Annotated in this window: 21 protein-coding genes; 2 read left to right on the top strand and 19 right to left on the bottom strand. The window is 38.5% G+C overall.

Translation table 11 applies throughout. The annotated features are described in order from the left end of the window. Window positions 1–2: 2 nt before the first annotated feature. The 17 genes from CGC64_RS11035 to CGC64_RS10955 all read right to left on the bottom strand — a co-directional run bounded on the left by CGC64_RS11035 (window position 3) and on the right by CGC64_RS10955 (window position 17372). On the bottom strand, window positions 3–2009 hold the full coding sequence (locus CGC64_RS11035; RefSeq protein WP_005676483.1) for a hypothetical protein: 2007 nt from the start codon (window positions 2007–2009) through the stop codon (window positions 3–5). Further along, window positions 1999–2298 (bottom strand): hypothetical protein, encoded by a 300-nt coding sequence (locus CGC64_RS11030; protein ID WP_005676485.1) that lies wholly within the window; start codon window positions 2296–2298, stop codon window positions 1999–2001. The genes CGC64_RS11035 and CGC64_RS11030 overlap by 11 nt, the downstream gene beginning before the upstream one ends. Before the next feature lie 18 nt (window positions 2299–2316). Beyond that, entirely contained in the window at window positions 2317–2724 is a 408-nt protein-coding gene (locus tag CGC64_RS11025) for a D-Ala-D-Ala carboxypeptidase family metallohydrolase (RefSeq protein WP_005676486.1), read from the bottom strand. A gap of 12 nt (window positions 2725–2736) precedes the next feature. After that, window positions 2737–2961 (bottom strand): hypothetical protein, encoded by a 225-nt coding sequence (locus CGC64_RS11020; protein WP_146109161.1) that lies wholly within the window; start codon window positions 2959–2961, stop codon window positions 2737–2739. Further along, window positions 2936–3199 carry a hypothetical protein gene (locus tag CGC64_RS11015; RefSeq protein ID WP_005676488.1) on the bottom strand — a complete coding sequence of 88 codons (264 nt, stop codon included), beginning with the start codon at window positions 3197–3199 and terminating at the stop codon, window positions 2936–2938. The genes CGC64_RS11020 and CGC64_RS11015 overlap by 26 nt, the downstream gene beginning before the upstream one ends. Further along, the gene (locus tag CGC64_RS11010; protein ID WP_005676489.1) at window positions 3196–3696 is read right to left on the bottom strand and encodes a hypothetical protein; all 501 of its coding nucleotides are present in this window, start codon (window positions 3694–3696) and stop codon (window positions 3196–3198) included. Before CGC64_RS11010 ends, CGC64_RS11015 begins: the two co-directional genes overlap by 4 nt. 19 nt (window positions 3697–3715) lie before the next feature. Beyond that, the gene (locus tag CGC64_RS11005; protein ID WP_005676490.1) at window positions 3716–4246 is read right to left on the bottom strand and encodes a DUF4376 domain-containing protein; all 531 of its coding nucleotides are present in this window, start codon (window positions 4244–4246) and stop codon (window positions 3716–3718) included. A 16-nt stretch (window positions 4247–4262) separates the two neighbouring features. After that, window positions 4263–4664, bottom strand: coding sequence for a gp53-like domain-containing protein (locus CGC64_RS11000; RefSeq protein WP_005676491.1), 402 nt, complete (start codon window positions 4662–4664; stop codon window positions 4263–4265). Continuing rightward, window positions 4657–4932 carry a hypothetical protein gene (locus CGC64_RS10995; protein ID WP_005676492.1) on the bottom strand — a complete coding sequence of 92 codons (276 nt, stop codon included), beginning with the start codon at window positions 4930–4932 and terminating at the stop codon, window positions 4657–4659. Before CGC64_RS10995 ends, CGC64_RS11000 begins: the two co-directional genes overlap by 8 nt. Beyond that, window positions 4932–5540, bottom strand: a complete 609-nt coding sequence (locus tag CGC64_RS10990; RefSeq protein ID WP_005676493.1) for a BACON domain-containing protein — start codon at window positions 5538–5540, stop codon at window positions 4932–4934. Before CGC64_RS10990 ends, CGC64_RS10995 begins: the two co-directional genes overlap by 1 nt. A 34-nt stretch (window positions 5541–5574) precedes the next feature. Further along, window positions 5575–5826, bottom strand: coding sequence for a hypothetical protein (locus CGC64_RS10985; RefSeq protein WP_005676494.1), 252 nt, complete (start codon window positions 5824–5826; stop codon window positions 5575–5577). A gap of 4 nt (window positions 5827–5830) precedes the next feature. Then, window positions 5831–6130, bottom strand: a complete 300-nt coding sequence (locus CGC64_RS10980; RefSeq protein WP_005676496.1) for a hypothetical protein — start codon at window positions 6128–6130, stop codon at window positions 5831–5833. Further along, window positions 6121–6381 (bottom strand): hypothetical protein, encoded by a 261-nt coding sequence (locus CGC64_RS10975; RefSeq protein WP_005676497.1) that lies wholly within the window; start codon window positions 6379–6381, stop codon window positions 6121–6123. Before CGC64_RS10975 ends, CGC64_RS10980 begins: the two co-directional genes overlap by 10 nt. Before the next feature lie 12 nt (window positions 6382–6393). Continuing rightward, a complete protein-coding gene (locus tag CGC64_RS10970; protein WP_146109162.1) occupies window positions 6394–9912 on the bottom strand; it encodes a hypothetical protein in 3519 nt (1172 codons plus the stop codon). A 4-nt stretch (window positions 9913–9916) separates the two neighbouring features. Continuing rightward, on the bottom strand, window positions 9917–13066 hold the full coding sequence (locus CGC64_RS10965) for a phage tail protein (protein ID WP_005676501.1): 3150 nt from the start codon (window positions 13064–13066) through the stop codon (window positions 9917–9919). 73 nt (window positions 13067–13139) lie between these two features. Further along, window positions 13140–13565 carry a hypothetical protein gene (locus tag CGC64_RS10960; RefSeq protein ID WP_005676502.1) on the bottom strand — a complete coding sequence of 142 codons (426 nt, stop codon included), beginning with the start codon at window positions 13563–13565 and terminating at the stop codon, window positions 13140–13142. A 27-nt stretch (window positions 13566–13592) separates the two neighbouring features. Then, window positions 13593–17372, bottom strand: a complete 3780-nt coding sequence (locus CGC64_RS10955; protein WP_441296205.1) for a tape measure protein — start codon at window positions 17370–17372, stop codon at window positions 13593–13595. Window positions 17373–17696: 324 nt separating this feature from the next. On the opposite strand from CGC64_RS10955, the gene CGC64_RS10950 reads away from it, so the two are divergent. Further along, window positions 17697–18818 (top strand): type I restriction endonuclease, encoded by a 1122-nt coding sequence (locus CGC64_RS10950; protein WP_032854993.1) that lies wholly within the window; start codon window positions 17697–17699, stop codon window positions 18816–18818. A gap of 13 nt (window positions 18819–18831) precedes the next feature. Further along, window positions 18832–19701: a hypothetical protein gene (locus tag CGC64_RS10945; RefSeq protein ID WP_005676505.1), complete on the top strand. Its 870-nt coding sequence runs from the start codon at window positions 18832–18834 to the stop codon at window positions 19699–19701. 108 nt (window positions 19702–19809) lie between these two features. Here CGC64_RS10945 and CGC64_RS10940 read toward each other — a convergent pair whose 3' ends face one another. After that, window positions 19810–20526 carry a hypothetical protein gene (locus CGC64_RS10940; protein WP_005676506.1) on the bottom strand — a complete coding sequence of 239 codons (717 nt, stop codon included), beginning with the start codon at window positions 20524–20526 and terminating at the stop codon, window positions 19810–19812. A 200-nt stretch (window positions 20527–20726) separates the two neighbouring features. After that, window positions 20727–21272, bottom strand: coding sequence for a hypothetical protein (locus CGC64_RS10935; protein WP_005676511.1), 546 nt, complete (start codon window positions 21270–21272; stop codon window positions 20727–20729). Between the last annotated feature and the right edge of the window lie 19 nt (window positions 21273–21291).

The raw sequence follows: 21291 nt of genomic DNA, 5'->3' as shown, positions 1-21291 counted from the left end.
ACTTATTCGTTTTTAATTAATGTTTCATTGGTTATTAAAGTCTCGTTGTCTAACATTGTCAAGTAGCTGGAGATAACTATGTTGATCTTCTGTGGAGACTTGGTGACCTTTCCGGTTACTTCATAGACACCGTTGTCTCCAGATATGGATATGTCGCTAATGGCGTTAGATGACACACCGACCAGTTTATCAGAAGCATTTGACAAGGTTATGGTGATAGTGACTGCGCTACCCTCGGCAATGTATTCTCCTGGATTAACTGAGTAAGAGATTGAGGAGTAAGGGACATTGCTCTTGATAACCGGTCTAAACTCCACCATGCCCGGATATAAAGTGCCTAGTTTATGCTTCTTTAGCTGGCGCTCGATTAAGAATTTACTCATAGAGTAATGAAAAAGCATAAAGGAATACAGCGCTAAAGCGGAATAACCGTTATTGATACCATACCTAGCGATTGTTAATCCTGTGCCTAAACTAGTAGAAGAACCTTTATTAATAACTGTATCTTTATACTGATATGTTGACTGATAACAAATCTCTCTTTCCTTATTGATAGATATAGTAGTATTAGCTAGATAGGAATAGGTAGATTCATTTGCGTTAACGCTTCTATGTTCTATTAAGAAGGGAGTATTAGCATTTTCACCAGCAGCATCACTTGTAGCTGTAAACTGAGGAGTACTTACTATTGGATATGCTCTATCAATAACCACAGTGTAATCCTTCAATCCCAAGTCACCTACAAACTGACCATAGTCATCTACTCCGTCTGATTGCAAGCCTCCTTCTTCGTTAATACCACTTTCTGGAGTTCTAGCATAATTATATAACGTCATATCACGTCCATTACCACTAAAGTCTTTAAGATACCAATCTTCATCGGGAGTATCGTTAGTAAGACCTTGCTTCTTCACATTGTAGTAAATATCAGGTTTAACATACTTGTCCAAGTTGTAGTAGGCTATTACTTGATTAATCTCGTCAGTGGTTAATGCTCGTTTGGCGATGAAAGTCCAGTACCAAGCAACAGAGGAAACTTCCGTAGGGCTACCGTCCTTGATATAACCAGCGACACTATAATGAATATCACTATAATTAGTTATATTATAACCCATTGCTTCGTAATCAGCCTTATCACCAAGTATATTGTTGATTAGATTACTTGCTCCCACCTCTGTATTACCTTTAGATATCTTATATCCATAGATACCTGTTTTACCGGAAGTCTTAACATTGGTTCTACTCCATATAGAACCTTCTCTTATATAATTAGTAAATCCATAGCTATCAGGGACTGGTGATACCTGGTGAATCATGGACACCACCGTTAACTCCTTGCTTCCGTCCAGCATCTCGGATACAGGATTCTGACTGACAATCATGTCGTTGACTCCGTCAGTAACAAAGGAACCCTCATATTCTGGAATTTGCTCAATAACTAATTTAGACCAGTCAACATTGGGAGTTTGAGCAACAAATCCGTGAATTTCTTCTGTATTAGTTCTTGCAGGTAACTCATTTATTCCATTTATAAGATTTATCCAACTTCCGCCAGTATAATTAAGAACCCCGTCCTTAGGTATTCCAGAAACTCTAACTTTATACGTAGGGGAAGGAGAATTAGTATAGCCTAACCAAAATCCTTTATCATAATCAAAAGATTTATCAAGATATATCTTACTAGAGGTACGAACAATTCCCTTAGTACCATAATCTTTCATGGTACTAAAATCTTCAGCATACTTACCGAAGCCACTATTTAACTTATACGCAGCATTAAGTATCTCAAAATCCCCTCCCCTGCCAGGAAGCTTGTTCTTGATGATATTGCGGTCGGGATCAGTGTTGCTCTTGCCGTCAGCTATCCATACACCTGCCAAGGAAGACAATACATCGGGAGAGATGTAGGGACGGTCGGTGACAGAAGAACCAACGGAAGTTGAACCGATTCGATTCAAGCCGATACGGTTCAACCCTATTGTATTTAATGACAACTTGTTAAGCTTCATTGCCGGATTCGGTTAATATTCCACTTGTTACCTCACTGTCACTTTCGACGCGAATTGTCTTTGGATAAACTAATGCTGAAAAATCACAGTCTATGGTTGTCCCTGCATTGTACGCAAGACTTCCAGGCAAAACAACGGACTCAAAATTCCCCTCACTTGTCGTCCGTTGAAGGATACTCACTCGACCGTAGTCGGCACGCTCCAAATGGATATTGAAATCAGAATTTACCTGAAATTCTGCATACCATACGCTACTGTTCTTTTTGAACTCCAAATTTATTGTTGCCATGATCGTTCCTCCTATTGATTATAATTTTAAAACCTGTTTTTTCACATTGCAGCTATCATAGCTAACGTGAACCCATGAGAAATTCTTCTCGTCTATTAGCTGTGTAAAAGGAATTTCAAGCTCCTGTATGAGATTGAACAGCCTTTTGTTTTCCTCCTTTGTGTTCGGGGTACCAACTATATCAGCAGCCATTCCTTTCATATGTTCACTGGTCTTACTTCCTCCTACGGCCTTATTCAAGACCTCACAACGATACCCACTCGTTACAGTAACAGGCTTACCATAGGCTTCACGAAGAGGATCAAGAACATTGTCTATCAAACCATTCACATTACATATTAATGATTTTGGCAGACGATTGTCAATGCCGCACCTATCTGCCGTTTCACTCTTTACCATTTCGGCTATCGTGAAATACTTTCCCATATATCTTTCCTCCTATAAAATCAATATTAATACTACAACCTGGATCACCTGACCAATAACTCCTCCTATTAATGTAGTAGCAATATCAAGCCAATCCCATTTATTCCCGTATGCGCGGTCTTTAAATTCCATGCCGGCAGCCAGCCCCGCGACAAACAAGATCGTCAGAAGTACACCTGCCGGAATAGCGTAGAGCAAGTGCTTCATACGGTTACTTTCCCTTATCCAGCTCATCATTCTTTGTTTCTTTATTATTCAGTCTATCAACTAAACTGTTAAACTTACCGTTAACATAGATGCCAATACCAAATATACTACCAGCATATATCAGACATTGAGCAAAAAACCATAATACGCTATCATGGATCTGTCCTAACGGCTCTACAACAAAACCCGCAACGGATAGTCCGACTCCTGCAAACAACATTCCTACTGCGGTCCATACCTGTATATCTTCTTTTGTATTCTTCTTCATATCAAGCAAGTCAGATAAACGGTTAACAACGAAACTGTCTCAATCCAGAACATAGGCTTCCTTTTGACAAGAGTCGCAATGAAGTTACCCGTCCAGTTCTCACTTATCGCAATAGCCAGATATGCAATGAATCCCACCCATAAGAAGAGCCAATACCAGGCATTACAACCTACCCATATTTGGGAGAATATTAAAGACATAGCAGCACCGATACAATGTGATACCTTCTGACTTCCTTTAAAGTTGGGAGACACACCTAGCACTCCCATTCCGACAACAGAAAGGAATACAAGAAACTGGCTGTTCTCGGAACTGGCTTCCAATGCAGCCGGAAGAAGCAATGCGCCGGAACCGACCATGCAAAGAGTAAACCAAAACTTATGCGTCAGGGCGTAGTAGGTATCACTGATTGAATAAGGGATTTCTTTACCCTTCTTTATCATCGCAAGGACATACCCGGCGATGAGGATGAATGACATTAATACTAGTAGAATCATAGGTTTATCTGTTTATAGTTTATAATACAAAATTGAGTTTCTCCGGATAACCGGTTTTATAATTATAGGAATTAACCTCTTCTTTGCTAAGCAAATTTTTTACGGTTGCAATATGAGCCTGTGTAGTATTGTAGCAGTCAAGAGCGTACAACTCCAATGAGTTCAACATTAAGAAAGCACTAGATATGGGTATTGTATATTTTACAGCATCAAACCACAGAACTGTATTAAGCCTTCCCGCTTGATTCTCAACATTAATTGAGTTAACTAATCCTACGCGGGTATCCTTATCTAGCCAGATTTGCTTTCCGTCTAACATAAAAGAGTTTACGGCATCTGACTGATCGTAGGTTTTGATCTCTGCTATCTTCATATCTTTCAATTCATCTAGAGAAAATTGATATTCAACCAATACCGGGTATCCGCTCTCATTCTCCTTGATTTCTTTTCCGGTAGATTGACCGTCAATTAATTCTTGCCAATATTCCTCCGTTATTTCTATTGAACCTTCTATTGGTTCATCATAGAATCCTTGTTTCCAATACTTCATGACATTTGTTTTTAAATTATTTCCAACGACCAATAGCTATCCAAAAGAAATTCCAATTGCTGGGTAATACTCCATTTGAAATATTAGTTGCTGTTATTCCGCTCACAAATGTAGTTCTTGTTTTGTTGTTTACATAAGGCGATAGAATAACTGATTCTGATAAATTTTTGTATTCAGCACAAATTGAAAATGAATAATTAATATCCAAAAAGGACATTGGAAGATAGTAAGTATGATAAGTTGTATATCCTCCTCCTTTCCCCCATTGAATCAACATCCCATTATTGAACTTGGCATAGCCGTTTTGATTGAGGTTTACCGTCATGGCATTGGAAAGGTCTGCTTTAGCCAAGTTTGGAATTTGTCCTAATAGCTCTTCAATCTTAGCTCCCGAATATTGACTGTTATAATCATTCATAAAACTTACTCTTTATAACGTTAAACGTACTACCGTCAGACAGTAGAAACCGTCCTTCGGTCACAGCAAATGCCTGTCTTTTACCTTCTTGAGACACCGTAGTAGAAACAGAAGCTGGATTATTACCCTTAGTAGTTGAGAACACGACAATTTGTTGCCTGTCCAATCCTTCATTGGCAATGTCACTCATTACGCTTGCGGCCCCATTAGAGCCGGGCGTAATGACAATGTTTCCTTCTCCTTTCTTCCAAGGTACAAGTATATCCATTATGCAGCAGTCCAAGAAGTGTTAGACGTAACATTCACGGATACCGCAGAACCATTCTGAGGAATAGTAATTTCTGTCGGAGAAACAGACAATGTAGCATCACCGGCAGCTTGTTTGATAGCAATCTGAGCTGCTTGTCCACCATTAGCTGTTACCTTTAAGGTTCTAACGACTTCTTCAATAGTATCGTTTTTAGGGAATTCCAATTCAATAGAAAAGGGAAATTCCGCAGTAACTCCTGGATCACCAGTAATAGCAGCCGCATTGTTAGTCTGAGTTCCATTTGCACTATACTTTGCAGGTAAAGTAACATCAACCACACTTCCCGCCCATGCAAATGTTAGCTTCGAAGAGTTTGTTTTACCCTCTACAGTAACAGTACCCGCTGTTTTGGGGGCAGACATTTCAGAGCCATTGTCAAAAGAAGCAAACTCAGACTTCGGAGATTGAGTTACCTTATAGGTAGAAGGGGTAGATACACCAACACCGGTAACTGTTACTGTTCCCGTGCGAGCTGTACGCCCAGTATGAGCGTCTGCGCTATTCGCAATTGTTCCGTTACCCGAACCGGTAGACGGATTTAGTTTTAACCAACTAGGTTTTGCCATAATTCAATTCATTAAATAATTAAACAATATATTTTTATTCTTCTGTTGACGTAGTCCATACCACATTTGATAGCACATCAACGTTATCCTCAAAATTATTAGAAGGCATTAACCATATATAATCCGGAGACACACTCAAATAAGCATCCTTTCCTACATCGCAAACAACACCTGCCGTAACTCGGATTGAAGGAGCAAAACAAGCAGAGACATTTATACCTCCTGTATCACCTGCCTTGACCTCAATCTTCGGGTTAACTATTATGTTTACTTGTATGCAACTCATATTGTCAAACCGTTTTAATGCCTGTACTTATTCGGTCTATTTCCTTACGAATCCCCCCCTCACAATCCGAATCAGGAATGTATGCGGTAGTTTCAATATTTATATCTCCACTCCCTATAATTCCGGTATCAATATAAGCCTCGTAATTCTTCTCATCAACACGTTTCATGTCCTTCTTCTCTATAAATTGGGACCGATTTGAATATACATAGAACTTACAAGAGAAGTCTACATCGTCCATTGTTAACCCCGAGGGGAACTCAATGGAGAGCATCACCTTTATTATTGATCCTTTTACTCGCATACTGAAAGAGCTTCGTTGACAGCAACCTGAACAAATGCTACAAAATTTGTTTTCACATACCCTTTGATTTGTTCTGCCTGTTCAGGAGACAATTCCACTTCACCGTTCTTATAAATGTTTTGCGCAAGCTCCAATTCTCCTAAATCAGAAGTCTTTTGGTAAATCGCATTACCTAACATTTTTGAAATATCAAGTGAATTCTCCTTTCCCTCGATATCCTTTACTTCAATTTTTCTAAAATCTATTTTCATAATTATCTAGTTTTACCAAAGGTTTGAATTATTACCTATTATCACCATATCCCATGCGAAGTCCGCTTCGGTCCTTCCATACCGAACTCGAAATGCAAATTCGTTAGCATTGCTCCACCTAATGGTGGCACCGGCCCATGTATCCCAAGTATCTTCTCGAGCCGTAATCATCACATAGTAGTCATTGGTGCCTAGATTATGCGTTATAATCCACCTACCAGTTCCTTCTTTGCGTGCACTTAGTGGGGCTCCTTGTGACCAATATCCGAAACTAGATCCATTAGAAGTACCAGCCGCCAATACTCCAGGGGCGTTCCAACGTTCTCCTTTACGGCATTTAAAAAAATGTGCACCCGCGCTTTCAATCGCAGCCCTAGCATTGTTGTTTGCTAAAATACTCAACGTAGGCATACCTCCACCTCCACTAAGAACCACGGCTGCTCCAGTATCGTTTCGAATATTAAGAAGCTCATTTACTGGAGCTGAATCTCCATATTCATTTATCCTAAGAAATCGGGTCCCACTATCAACACCAACACCAATATATCCAGAACTTAAAGTAATTAAGTTATCTCCTTCAACTGTAAATCCCCCAATCTTCGCTCCCGTAGTAACCACTAGATTCTCCGTATTGATATTCTTTGCATCAATCATCGGAACACCGTCAACCTCTTTAAATAGAGCTATATCTTTACCTGTATTAGTGCGGATTAGAGTACTATTAGCAGTCAATATCAATTGACCGTTGGCAGTATTTATTCCACCATCAGGAGTTAATTCAAAACCTGTCTGGTTATGCTTGATACCTCCTTCAGTTATCATCCAACCCTCTGTCTTCTCCAGATTACCCACAAATATCCCCGAAGTACCGAGGACATCAATAGTTGCGTTCTGAGCCAAAAGGACGTTGGTAGCTACGTTTTCAAAATCGTGGAAATCTTCCCATTTCGTTGAATCGAAAGAAGAGGTAGACGTATGAGTTGTCTTACATAACCAATTTAAGCCGTCGTATATTACAACATCTACAAATGCATCATTATGATAATACTCAGTATTTTTATCCCATTTACCTCGTGGACGAATCATAGCACCGGGTAATCCTGTTTGTCCTTGGCTTCCAGTGATGCAAGCCGGATCGCTTTCCCATGTAGAATTATCTGTATAAGTGACCTTGGTCTTAGACCATAAGTATTTGCCGTTTTGCCACGTGGGAGAAGTGCTAGACCAAGAGCCACCAACCAAAGAACTGGAAGAAGTAGAAAGGTAGTATAAGACATCAACTGCTTTCACTCCTTTGCCGTCATTACCGCTAGGTCCCTTTCCGCCTGTCACACATACGGGGGTAGTTTCCGTATAAGAATTGTCTGTATAAGTTATAATGGAACGTGTCCAAATATATTTACCGTCCTTCCATGCCGGAACAGTAGTAGACCATGAGCCACCCGTAGTGGTACTATATGATGTAGACAAATAGTATTGCTCGGAAACACTCTTAACGCCAATTCCCGTAGCCCCCTTACCACCCGTAACACATATCGGATCGGTTGTCGTTGATGCACTATCTGTATATGTTATTACTGACCTAGTCCAGATATATTTCCCATTTTCCCATGTCGGAGGTGTTGTACTCCAAGAGCCACCAACCAAGGAATTAGAAGAAGTAGATAGATAATACTCTTCGACAATGCTTGAGACTCCCCTACCATTATCTCCAGTACTGCCTTTACCTCCGGTGATACAAGCCGGATTGGTTTCAATAGACGAACCGTCTGTATAGACCACTTTGGTTTTACTCCAAATGTATTTCCCATCTACCCAAGTTGGTGAGTTCGTAGACCATGAACCACCGGAAAGGGAGGTTGAAGAACTGGAAAGATAATAAAGAACATCAACGCTCTGTACACCTTTACCGTCTTTTCCTGCTTCGCCCTTGATTTTAGACCAAGTATAATCGGCAAACACATTGCTATCTGCCTGTACAAAATCTACATATACACCCATGTATACACCGGGAGTCTCACCATTATTAGCGGTGAAGGTTTTCCCGTCATCAGAGTATTTGATGTGAAGGTAGCTGGTCTTCCCATTTTCTCCATTTGTACCAGGTATGCCATCACCTCCTTCAAATTTAGTCCATGTATACTTAGAAGGATCGCTGCTACTTGCTTGAACAAAGTCAACATAAGTACCAATATATTTATTGGGGGTATCAGTCATTTGAGAAGCCGTAGGATTCTGGACGGGAGAATACTTGATATGAAAATATGAAGTTTTTCCGTCAGCACCATCTTTCCCGGGTATTCCATCCTTTCCGGGCGCTCCTTGTGAGCCTGTATCCCCTTTAGATATAGCTTTCAACCAGTCCGTAGAAGAATCTGACGGTTCCTGCGTAGTAGTAGACTCAATACATATCCATGTACTGCCGTTATGAGTCACTTCATCGTAGTACCAATACGTACCAGACTTCCATTTACCCTTGAATACCGGAACGGGAGCCTCAGTCACACCGTCACTGGATATCTGCCTGATAGTTCCGGTCATATATACTCTATTGAGATATGCGCTATGACCGGACATATCAATGCCAAACAGCTTCAGGTTAGATAAGTCACCCAACTGCATGGCTATCATTTCCTTCGTTATTTCCCAGTTATTAACACCCTTAAGGAAGCGAATGTAATTCTGTGTAGAGTAACATGACTTTTGGCGCTCAGCGTTAGTGAAATTACCGTATGCAACAAAATGCATCGCCTTACAAGGATTAAAAGTATATCCACTACGGAGGACGTATTTAAAGGAAGCGTTGTCTATCTTTTCTGTAATCCGAAAATACGCAGTCTGGAAACCGGTATCGTTATTGAATACTCCCTTACAGATATCATCAATCTCTACTTGTGATACCTCCCCGGGTTCCAGCTTTAAATGAACGGTCTTGTTCGCTACATCTACTGATTCAATGATACCACCGCCGGGAGCATTCCATTCTTCACCGGATACAATAGACACACGGTTATACCGCAACTCCGGTACTTCCAAGAAATCACGCAGCCGCAAAGACTTTGCGTCAATATGGCCTTCGGGAGTAATCAGCCAGCCTAGGAGGTTCTGCACGTAGTCTTTTGATGATATTTCCTTTGAGAAAGTTGCGTCTTCAGCTATCAATTTCTGAATAACAGCCTTGATCTTAACATTAATACCGGCAAGGAAAGTTATCAACCCTCTAGCTTCATCATCCTCTATCTTGCTAAGATATTTGTTCCCGGATTCTTCTTCCGTAATAATCGGAGATAATCGATAATGCTTTCTACCATCTTCTTCAGATATAGTATCATCCTTCACCAGTTTATACACGCCTTCGCCTTTTTCGACAGAAATAATCTGACCGGCATACGGGAAATACTCTTCCGCGTCCGTATTGCGGGCATACGATGTCGCATCCTCCAATGTCTTGAAGGTTTCAGTGGAATCAATAGGTCTTCCCGTTGTTCTTTTATATTGTAATGCAAAACTACTTCCGTTTATCTTCACCATAATCTTATGCAGTTTTAAAAGTGAAAGTATCAGGGTCATTCAATCCGGGTGTCTGAATAACCCACATCTTATAACTAATAGCGGCACTTCCATTGGCTCCTTCTACGGAAATATCCACCGGACCGGTAGTAATACCCGTATCTTCTATGAAGTTACCCGGGTAAGCTGTCAATGTCAATTCCTTGATCACATCTGCTGGAATACACACAGCAATCGTTTTCCATTTATCTACAGAGAACTTATATGTGCCTGGACCCTTATAAAGTCCACTTGTTCCTAATGCACGTACTTCAGCAGAAGTGACGGGAACAGAAGAACATATGCCGGCAAACCATTTACGGCGAACATTTACACTGATTGTATCTCTAAGTTCTTGTCTTGGCAATGACCCATCCTCACTAGCAGCATATACAATCATTGCTTCATAGGTTTCACTACGAGTATATATACCCTCCAACTGTCTGACAGCAGTTTGGATACCTCCAACTTCTTCTGAGAAGTTCAGTTTATTATTAGGGTTGCCGTCGTAATACGCAGACTCCATAGGTCCCTGACCGTTCCTTGATGCAGTATACGTGATGTAACCTTTGTCTGTACCGAACTCAACATCATTGGGAGTTGATATTTTGCTTTTCAATTCTCCTACTGATTTTTGAGATAACATTCGAATAAATGCATCTACTACCGTAGTTCCTTCTAGAATGACATCACCGGCCTTAAAATATCCGGCCTTATCGACGGTAACTTCTACATTTTTTGTGAACTTGGCAGTTATTTCACCTGTATCGGTAGATGTCCCTCCACTACTGATTACTTGTTGCTTAATCTTTTCTTTACGATAAGTAATAGAATCAATTTTATTTTCCAGATCCCCCAACTTAGAGTAAGGAGCAGTCTCACCGACAGTATATATCAAGGAATCATACGGAATATCCAAGGGGTATTCATAACCAATTATCCGTGATATTCTTCCGTCCTCAAAATATGCCTTATTGATCAGATTCACTTTTTGTCCGATGGAAAACCGCTTAGAAAATGCGGGGTCATACATGCCAGTATCAGGGTCAATACCATAGACATAGTCCGGCATCATCGTAGTGTCGTAAGTAGAAGGGTCCTGCTTTAATTCATTGATATACTCCCTTGCTCTTTTTTCAACTTCTTTCTCTGCGTCAGGAATAAGCTTATCGGATATAAACTGAGGATCATATCCGTAAAGGATATATGCATCGCCACTGGTAGGATGCAATATTTCATCCGGAAGCATACGCCCATAATCATCGTTGCGCTTTACTTCATATACCTGCGCTTTGGGATTCCACGTCCCGTCTTCAAGAAGTTCAGACTGATATATGTCAGATGAGGGGTCATAGGGGTTAAATATGACTTCAAAATCCATACCGGCTAAAGGACCGGATTGAAATATAACACGCAATTCCTCTCCGGGTAATTGATAACTTTTTGAGAAATGAAACCCTAGGTCCGCATCTTTAAATCGCCACGCGGTCCATTTTTCTTCATCCTTACTACCATCTGGTTTCTCTGTTATATCAGTATATGAATGCGTATATACATCCCCTACTCCACCTACACGACTTGGATAAATATCGTCAAAAACAACAATCTGTTCAATTGCTTCCTCTGTATACATGTCGGGGTATGCGTCAATGTATGGAACCCCTTCCGGCATCATCAAGCGTTTGGTTACAATCCCTTCAACGGTCAACAGATCCTTATCGTCAGAAAAATAACTTATAGGGACCTGACTTTTTATTATATTGTTGATAGTATACCGATTACCAATGGAAGCTGTGACCCCTTCCGGCAAACGTATAACATTGGAGTCATCACCCGTTAACAGATCAGGGTTATAAGTAGCCGAAAAAGTTTTTTCCGAATTGGTACCGGAGAGAAAGGTTACAGATACGTCTGCCGATGCAGATAGGCACTCTATTTTGACATTCTTTTCTCCTGCCCGTCCGATAGTGTATATCACCGTTTTTCCTGGATGATTCAGAGTAAAGCTGAATGTAAACAAGAGCTTGCAATTATCGGCCTTTTCAGAAAGAGAGAAATCGGTGTCGCTAAATCCAATAGTAAGACTTGAGACTGAATCATTCAAAGCTTTCTCTTGAATATCCAGTACTTTCTCTACGCCCCTGACATGGTAAACTAATGATAATTTTGCCTTAAAGTTTTCAATATTTGATGTGAATCGAGTGCTAAAGTATAGCGTCATTGAATTGAATGATATACGATATTTGCTTGCCGGCATAGAAGAAGCAAAAACATCTGTCGTAACTTTATAGGCACTCTGCTCCCCTTCCATTTCTCCCTCTTTGAAAACATTCATGTTGATAGGAGATATCCCTGTATGGGAAGATGAAGGGAAAAATTTTATATTTAGAGGCCTTGAAGTATCGGAAATATCTCTTCCTGTAACATTTTTAACATCAAATATCAAATTCTTCCGGTAAGTAGAAGGAATGTTTCGTGTAGAACCAAAAGCATATACTCTAGTAGCGTAGGAAGTCTGGCTATCGCTTCGATTCATAGAACCGACATTAACTCCAATCTCAAAGTTAACAGGATCACCATGTTCACAACGACCAAAATGGATCACCCCTTTCTCTACCCACCATTCGCATTCAAAAGTCTCCGCCATCTGAGATAGGGCGTCTAACATATTCATGTTATTATATGAAATCAGTTTGGATGATTCATCAACAGAAGCATCAATCTCATAAGTAAATGCTTTATCTTTATACTTATATCCTAAGACCTCCAGATTCTTTAGAAATACATCCATGTGGACATTTAAGGTATCAGTCAAATTCCAACTAGCCTCTTTACCGCCACTCTGTGGAGTATAGAAGAATTTCTTATTCTTCCATTTCCAGTAATAAGCGTCAAGGCGGAGTTCGTAGTCATAGCCTCCGGTAGTAGTATTATAGGTAGGTTTATACAGGTCTACTACTTCAAATATTCCCAACTCATTGTCTATGTAGTCCCCTAACTTGAAATAGATAGGACTGGCAAGGGAAAACTTTAGAGTTACATAATCTTCCTGCATCAAAAGGAAGTGTCTTTTCGAACCCTCATTGATAGGAGTCGAAAAACGAATGTTGCCGGATATGTCTTTGATGTCTATCATAAGTTTCGTATACCTTCATACGATGTTTGTTGCAAAGATAATAAAAGTGACATAAAAAGTGCCACTTTTATTGTTAAATAGTACGATTTTCCGGTGAGGGATTATATTCAACCAATTTAAGTGAAAATTTAGCTATACCTCTCATAAACTGAGTGAACTGATTACATGAAAGATATTCTGTACGATACATAATATCAGGTTGGTACTTTGTTCTAATATTCAATATACCGGTAGCGAGTTCTTTACAGAAATTGTTGTATTTCTCGAAAAATTCATCTTCATCTTTAGCCGTGAGATGAATAGTCAAAATAAGATTCCGTTCATCTATTTTAGGATTAGAAGTTATTATACGTTTCCCATGTTCTAATCTTGACTTATTCTCTATGAACTCCTTATTAGGTGAGGGAGTCATCAATGCTGATAGAGAAGACGTATCCATGCTGATTCCCCAGTTATCATAGGCATCTTTGTTGTTTATAAAAAGTTCACCTTTGGGCATATTTCTATATTTTTATAAGATTCAATATTAACGTGTTGATAAACCTTTGGTATTGGCCCTAACCTCCGAAATATCTGTTTTTATATCATTCAACAACTTAGTATATTTTGCAATATCATCTAAGTAGTTGTTGGTAATAACGTGTTGATTTAAAATGTTATTTAGGATTTCATTACCAGATGATGAGATTCCAATAAGGGAATTAATGCCAACTACAGCAGATATCATTTGATTCTTGATTTCTTCACCGGCGATCTGAAGAGCAGTGAAGCGACCGGACACCTCATCTATAGAATCTTGGGTGACCGATGCGGATACTTTCTTTGACGATTCCTGAGAAGTAACAGAAGCATCCCAACCGAAAGACTTAGCCATTTCTTCACGGTCACGCATCATATCATTGACAATCTGCTGATATTGATTTTTCAATGCATTTGCTTCTTCTTCTGTTATTTTCTTATCGCTTTGGGCAGCATCACTCCATTGTTCATAAAGAGCATTTATACGGTCTTGATACTGGCTAGCAACTAGCCCCGCCATGATTGACTTACGTAAATATCCCTCAAAGTTATCACACATATCTTCAAAAGAAGTATCCATATCGGATAACTGATCAATAAACCCATTGTAGAAGGAATCAAAATCAACCCCTGTCATGGCTTGATTAAGAGCATCCCTCAGTTCATTCGCTTCATCTTTACAGGCTACGATGCTATCCAAATTTTCACGGATTCTGGCATCAATCAAGCTCCATGCTTCCGGCATTTGGGACTGAATAAGGAACAATTCATCTCCTGACAAACTATACAAGTCTGTCATGGAGCTTATTGATTTACCTAGGATGTCGCTCATCTGCTCAAAACCACCTATTGCACCAACATTTTTGTTAGAATGCCATTCCGCACTATGAGACTTCCAACTTGCACCGGCACGCCCTGAAGCTGCGGCAATCTTTTGGAGATTGATTACTTTCTTCTCGTAATTATCCATGGCTCGTGTAGCTGCTTGAACAGATGCAAATCCACCACCGAAAACTATATCTTCCTTGCTTTTGTCAATAATACGATCATAGACCTTATTTATTGCTTCAAGCTGTTCCTTTACTCCTTCATAATAAGCGGTACCGTCCGGCCCGAACAAATTACCCATTGCATTGACAAGCTGAGAGACTCCACTTACAGCACTCATGATACCTCCGGCAATATCTCCAGACATTATTTGTCCTACTCCTACTGCCGTTTGCCCAAGACCGGAAAGACCGTCAATAACGTTATTTATTTCATCGTTCAAATCTTCTCCAAATATGGAAGATATATCACTCCCAAACTGTTTGATAGCAGGAGAAAACTCTGTTATAGCTCCCCCTATAGTTGATATGCCCTGGCCGAGCTTCCTTGTATCACCATTAGCATTCTTTATATCATCGATTCCTTTTTTCATATCCGAGAAAAAAGATAACCAAGGGGATTTACCTTTAACTTCTTCTTTTAGCCTTTTTATGGCATCCGTTATATCCTTGATATTGATTGTCCCATTCTCAAGATTTGCGATATCCTTGTCTGTGAAACCTACTGATTTTAAATTGATAAGAGATACTGACTCATCCGTTCCAGACATATACTTGATTAACAATTCATACTTATCAATAATATCTTGAATAGATGATACACTCTTTTCACTTGCATCTTCAAACAAATCAGCCATGACATGAGTAGATTTCCCGAACTGTTCGTCCAGCTGATCTATTGCTTGATTCTTCTCAGCAATTTTAGTAGCTCTTTCAGCACTATGTTCTTCCAATTTAGCTATTTCATCATCATACTTCTGAATAAGATTCTTCCGTTTCTCTTGATAATTACCAAATTGGATAAAATATTCCTGCCATGCTTTTTTATCAGCCTCTAATCTTTCATTATTAGTACTTGTTATACCTTTTTCTCTATTTCTTGCAGCGTTAGAAGCCCATATTCCCAGTTGATTAGTTTGCTCATCTGTCAATCTTCCGCTTTGAGACGACTCCCAACTAGCTTTCTGTTTCTTAATGGCATCTATTTCCTTCTGGTAATCCAAATCGATTTGTTTCAACTTCCTTTCCGTACCTTCTTTCATAAGATCTATTTCGGCCTGTTGGTTTTGGCGGCGGATAGCAAGAAGTTCCTCATTGAGCCTCTCTTGTTCTTTCTTACGTTTATCTGCTTCTTTTTGAGAATTAGAAAGAGATTTATTTGTTTTAGGATCTGAGTACTTATCAATTTGCGCTTGCGCTTCCTGAATTTGCTTGGTATATCTATTCCATTCTTCTGAATTTTCTTTAGAAGAGTCTAAAGCTGCACGGGCATCTTCGGCTTCCTTTTTTCTTTCTTCCCAATATTTTTTATTATATACTACTGGCTTTTCAGATTCTTTTTTAGCCTGCTCATCAGCTTTTTCAAAGTCTTCTAAAGCCTTTGTGTAAATCTCGAGTTCTTTTTTAGCGGCGTCTAAATCTTCTTTTAGTGCGCCTGTATACCCCCCTCTATTAGTAGTTCTTATTATGCTATTTTCTAAACCTTGTATTTTTTGCTGAGACATCACAACTTTAGTTTTTAAGCCAATACGTTGTTGCCGCAACAGTTCGTCTGCCTCTAGCCTAATTAACTCTGCATTTGTTTTTCTTTTTGCTGTTTCCCAATCCATATTCTGGAATATTTCAGGCATCAAACGTTGCAATTGGCGATAGGCAATAAAACGTTCTTCTATGGATTTGGATTCGTTACTTAGAATATTAGACAATTCTCCTGCTTTATTTTTCAGTTCATCATAATGATTTTTTTGAGATTCAAGAGAATCATTTGTTTCACGTATTGCTCGTTCTATTTCACTTTCTGCTGTTGCTAATTTATATGCACCATAAACTAATCCTGTTATAGCGGCTGCGGCTAGTACATACGGATTTTTCAACATTGACAAGTTTAAAGCGTCTTGAGCCTTTTTGGTTAAGACTAACCAACCATAGTGAACTGCCTCTTTGGCTGTCAAGGCTGTTATACCAGACGCTTGTATAGCTTGTAAAGCGCTAGTTGCCATTAAAGCAGTGCGATATACTCCATAGGTCCCTACTATTTCTAATAATATTTGTCCCACTTTCTCATAGTTTTCAACAAGATAGGAAACTCCAGATAAAGCATCATTAATAATACCTTCATTAGCTTTCCCTATTTCATTAAACATGGCAGAAATTGCGTCCTCTATATTGGAAATCTGACCAGTTATTGTTTTGGACTGTTCCTGCATCAGATTATAGAACATTCCCCCTTCATTGGTAAGGGACATGATAACCTTCTGAACTTCCGGGAAACCAACCTTACCAGCTTCAACAAGGGATTTAACTTCATTTTCTGCAACACCGAACTGTTTCGCCAGTTCCCGAATCATAGGAATACCACGTCCTGTGAACTGATTAAGATCTTGTGTATATAAACGCCCCTGCGTCATGGTAGTACCATAGAGATAAACAATGTCTCCAAGAGGTTGAGACAAACCAGCCGCAATATTTCCTAAACGTATCAAATCATCGTTTATGTTTTCAACATTTTCTCCATAAGCAAGAAGTTGCTTAGCTCCATTAGCGACTCCCTGTAAATCAAATGGTGTAGTAGCGGCTGTCTTTACTAGCTGTTGCATAAGTGCATTCGCTTTATCTTCACTACCAAGCATTGTTTTAAATGCGACCTCCAACTGTTGGAACTCACCACGAACCCTTGCGATATTCGTAATTAATTCCTTTGCTGTAAATCCAGCTCCAAAAGCGGCAGCAGCTTTAGTCATACGATTAAACAAATCTTCAATGCCTAGCCCGCTTTGTTCTATTTGTTTGGAAGTATTTCTTACTCCATTTTCGCACTCATGAAGTTTACGTATAAAATTGGAGTTGTCACCAGTTATATCGAAGTGTAATCCAGCCATAAGTCTTTTCGATAGAAATAGTTCCGTGCAACATCACACGGCATTGCAAATATACAAAAAATGACGTTCTTAATGCCACTTTTACATTTAAAACATCCTTAAAAGTTTATTTCTTTATATTTAATTTTGTTTGTATTGATGTATAAAGTATATTTGTACATATATATAAATACACAACTTAGAGCAATGGATTTTAAAGACAAAATTATGCAGCTATCCGATAATATAAAAAAGCAAAAGGATAGGATAGCAACAGAAGAAGCAACTAAAAATGCTTTCATAATGCCAATGATAGCAGCTTTGGGGTATGATGTATTCAATCCATTCGAGGTAATCCCTGAAATGGATTGTGATCTTATAAGAAAGAAAGGAGAAAAGATTGATTATGCTATTATGAGAGAAGATGTTCCGATTCTTCTTATTGAGTGTAAACATTGCAAACAGGATTTGAATTTGCATGATACCCAATTACAAAAGTATTTCGTTGCATCGAACGCACGTTTTGGAGTTTTGACAAACGGTATTGTCTATAAGTTTTATACAGACTTGGAGAAACCCAATATAATGGATACTAAACCATTTCTGTCAATAAATATGTTAGACTTATCTGATTCAGACATAGAACAGCTCAAAAAGTTCCACAAGTCATATTACAACGAAGAAAATGTATTAGGAACCGCCAATGAATTAAAATACACAACAGAGATAAAGGAAATTTTCAACAATGAACTTCAATCACCTACATCTGATTTTATTAGATTCTTTGCAAAACAAATATACACAACCGGGCAAATAACACAAAAGGTAGTTGAAATGTTCAACCCACTTGTGAAAAAGTCAATGTCTATGGTAATAAATGATATCATAGCTGAAAGGCTTAATACAGCAATGAAAAATGAGAACCAGGTCGAAGACATTACTAATCCTTCTAGTAATTTACCTAATTCCTCCAAAGAAAATGCAGACAGCAAACTACCTGACGGAGTAGTTTATATGGACAAGGAAACAGGGATTGTCACCACGCAAGAAGAAATGGACGCTTATAATATTGTGAGAAGCATACTTAGGCGTAGTGTAGATGCTTCACGGATTACATATAAAGACTATAAGACTTATTTCGTTATAAGTTTAGACAACAGTCAATGGTATTGGATATGTCGTATTTCTATTGGAGCTAGAAAGAAGCAAATTGGAATACCAGTAGATAACTATAAAAGTTGCGAATGGATTCAAATTGATAATATAGATGATATATTTAAATATGCAGATAAACTAGAAGGGTCACTTAAAATGGCAATGAAAGAATAATAACCAACAAATTATGAAGAAAATATCATTTTTTATTATAGCAATAATTCTATTAACAAATTGCAGTTCAAATGAAAGCCCTATTATATATGAACCGGAACCCCCAAAATACAATATTAATAGTACAGTTCAAGTAGGTGACATCAAACTACAATCTTATATTTTTGAAGGAGATTATTATATAGAGGCTATTGACGAATCAGACAACAAGGCGTTTACTATCAAGGACAAAGCAGAAGGATATATAGAGGATTTAGGGTTTGGGGAGACAAAAGAGTATCCTGTTAGAGGCTGCTATATACAAAGCACTTTGAAAAAGGATGATTATCTCTACATATTGGTCAGTTTATATGGTGACTTAATCGCTCATCCACATAAATTTATATTAAAGATAAAGGGTGGAAAAGTGGTTAAGAAAGAATTTTTTGATAAAATGTATTATGATGGTTATGACGAAGTGCTTTTATATCCTGAAGCAATAGCAGATTGGTATGGAGAGTATATTGCCATTTATACAACGATAAGAACCAGTAGTGATGCTATAGTTATATTAGATAAAGATTTGAAAAACGTATATGGTAGAAATTATGCCCACAATTGGACCGAATATATAGGAAAAAATAACTATATATCTTTATCTTTAAAAAATATGGTATATATATCCAATAATGAGGTTGTATGTGTAGATGTATCAAAATATTCGTATAAAGACTATCTGTTATGGCACACCCCTATCACCGATGAAGAAATAAGAGTAGACAAGACCTCATATTCGTTGGAAGGAGACAACGTAATAGTAGACGTTGAAGCAACCACTAAGGCAGGAGAAAAAAAGAAATATCATCTGGCCTTGAATAAGGAAACTGGGAGAATTGCATTCTAATTATGCATTATTAATATTGTTCTATTTCACCGGAAAATCACGAGATTTTTTGTATAACTCTCGTGATTTTTTTATCCCCAATTTCTAATATTATTCTATTTGTCGTATTTAGTCCCATTTCATAGCCTTAATTTTTGCCATATTTTTCGGATCGTCCGCATTGACAAATGTCCTATCATCAGAAATACGGGCTTCTTTCTTTTCTTCATCAGTAAGATATACGGAAGTAATAGCATCTGCCATCAACATTTGAAGGAGTGAAAAACTAATTTCCCATACAATCTGCTGTGGAGTCATATTGAGTTTTTCACATGCCGGTAATATCAAAGAACCAAATACGCTTTTACCGCCAAAAGTGATAGAATTGCCTTTCTTGTTTTTTATCATTGAAACTTTAGCTAGCTCTTTACGTTCCCGATCAATCCCGAAATATTTGATAAAATCATCCGTATTATCTTTAGTAATAACCATAACAAGAAGTTGAGCCATTTCTTCATTTGAAAGATTTTTCCTCAAGAACTGACATCTGCCATTTACAATTCTATTATTAAAAAGTTCTTCTTTCTTGTTGAGCGTGTGATAAGATAGTAGTCGGCAAACAATATCTTTTTTTTCTTGGCATAATCTTAATGCCTCCATATATGGGTTTGATTTAATAATATCAGTATTCATATCAAGGCTTTCTATAAGTCTTGATAGCAGATATGTCTTACCTAGCGTTATTGGATATAAATAAAAATGCCGTTTATTAACCCGAAAACCGTATGGCCTTTCCATTATGGTATCCGCAATATTCATTTCTATTATTTTCTTATCTTCAACCATATTTGATTATTTTAAAACGAACAGGCTATCTTCACAGATAGCCAATTCAAAACATGACAACAAACCAAATTCATTAGAGCGGACTAGTGGAACTGCACCACTCCCTTCGCTCAGGTAGAACGACGCACGTCTATGTGTGCTTAATCCGCAAATGTGCATCTATAAAGCTGATGCACTGAGCCTTTTTACTTTATTAGAAATTATACCATTGAATTAGGGGCGACTTCAAACTTATCTCCATCACCTTCTTCGTTATCCGGATCGCATTCAATTTTTGTAATAGGAGATCCAGTTGTAGGAGTAACAATAATTTTACCCCATTGGACTTGATTCTTATTAGCAGCAGATTTTAAAGCGTCAAATGTATATGCCCACACACCACCATCTGCACTAGTAAATGTGTCTTCAACTGATACAGTTGTCTTTTCCATACAAAATCCAGGAACTTCAGGATCTTCCGGTTGTAACGCAATAGCATAATTGTGAGTGACTACGCCATCACTATCGCTGATAGGTCTTTTGCGCCCCTTTGCTGCACGTATGTTGAGTACAAGAGCATAGGTATTTTTGCCATATTTGACATCTTCGTTTTCTCCGCCTTCAATTTTGGCTTCTTGCTTATCGCCTTTTGTTGTTGTCAACTGTGTGGAATTTTCCACTGGTGTAGGAAGTTCTTCCCACTTAGGAGAGGAAGCATCCAAGTCTTTTACGAAAATCCGGGGTTTTCCCCAGCCGATTACTGCCATAGTTCTATATCACTTAATA

Source organism: Bacteroides caccae (assembly GCF_002222615.2).
In the GTDB taxonomy this organism is placed as follows: Bacteria; Bacteroidota; Bacteroidia; order Bacteroidales; family Bacteroidaceae; genus Bacteroides; species Bacteroides caccae.
This window is presented reverse-complemented; position numbering and strand designations above follow the sequence as displayed.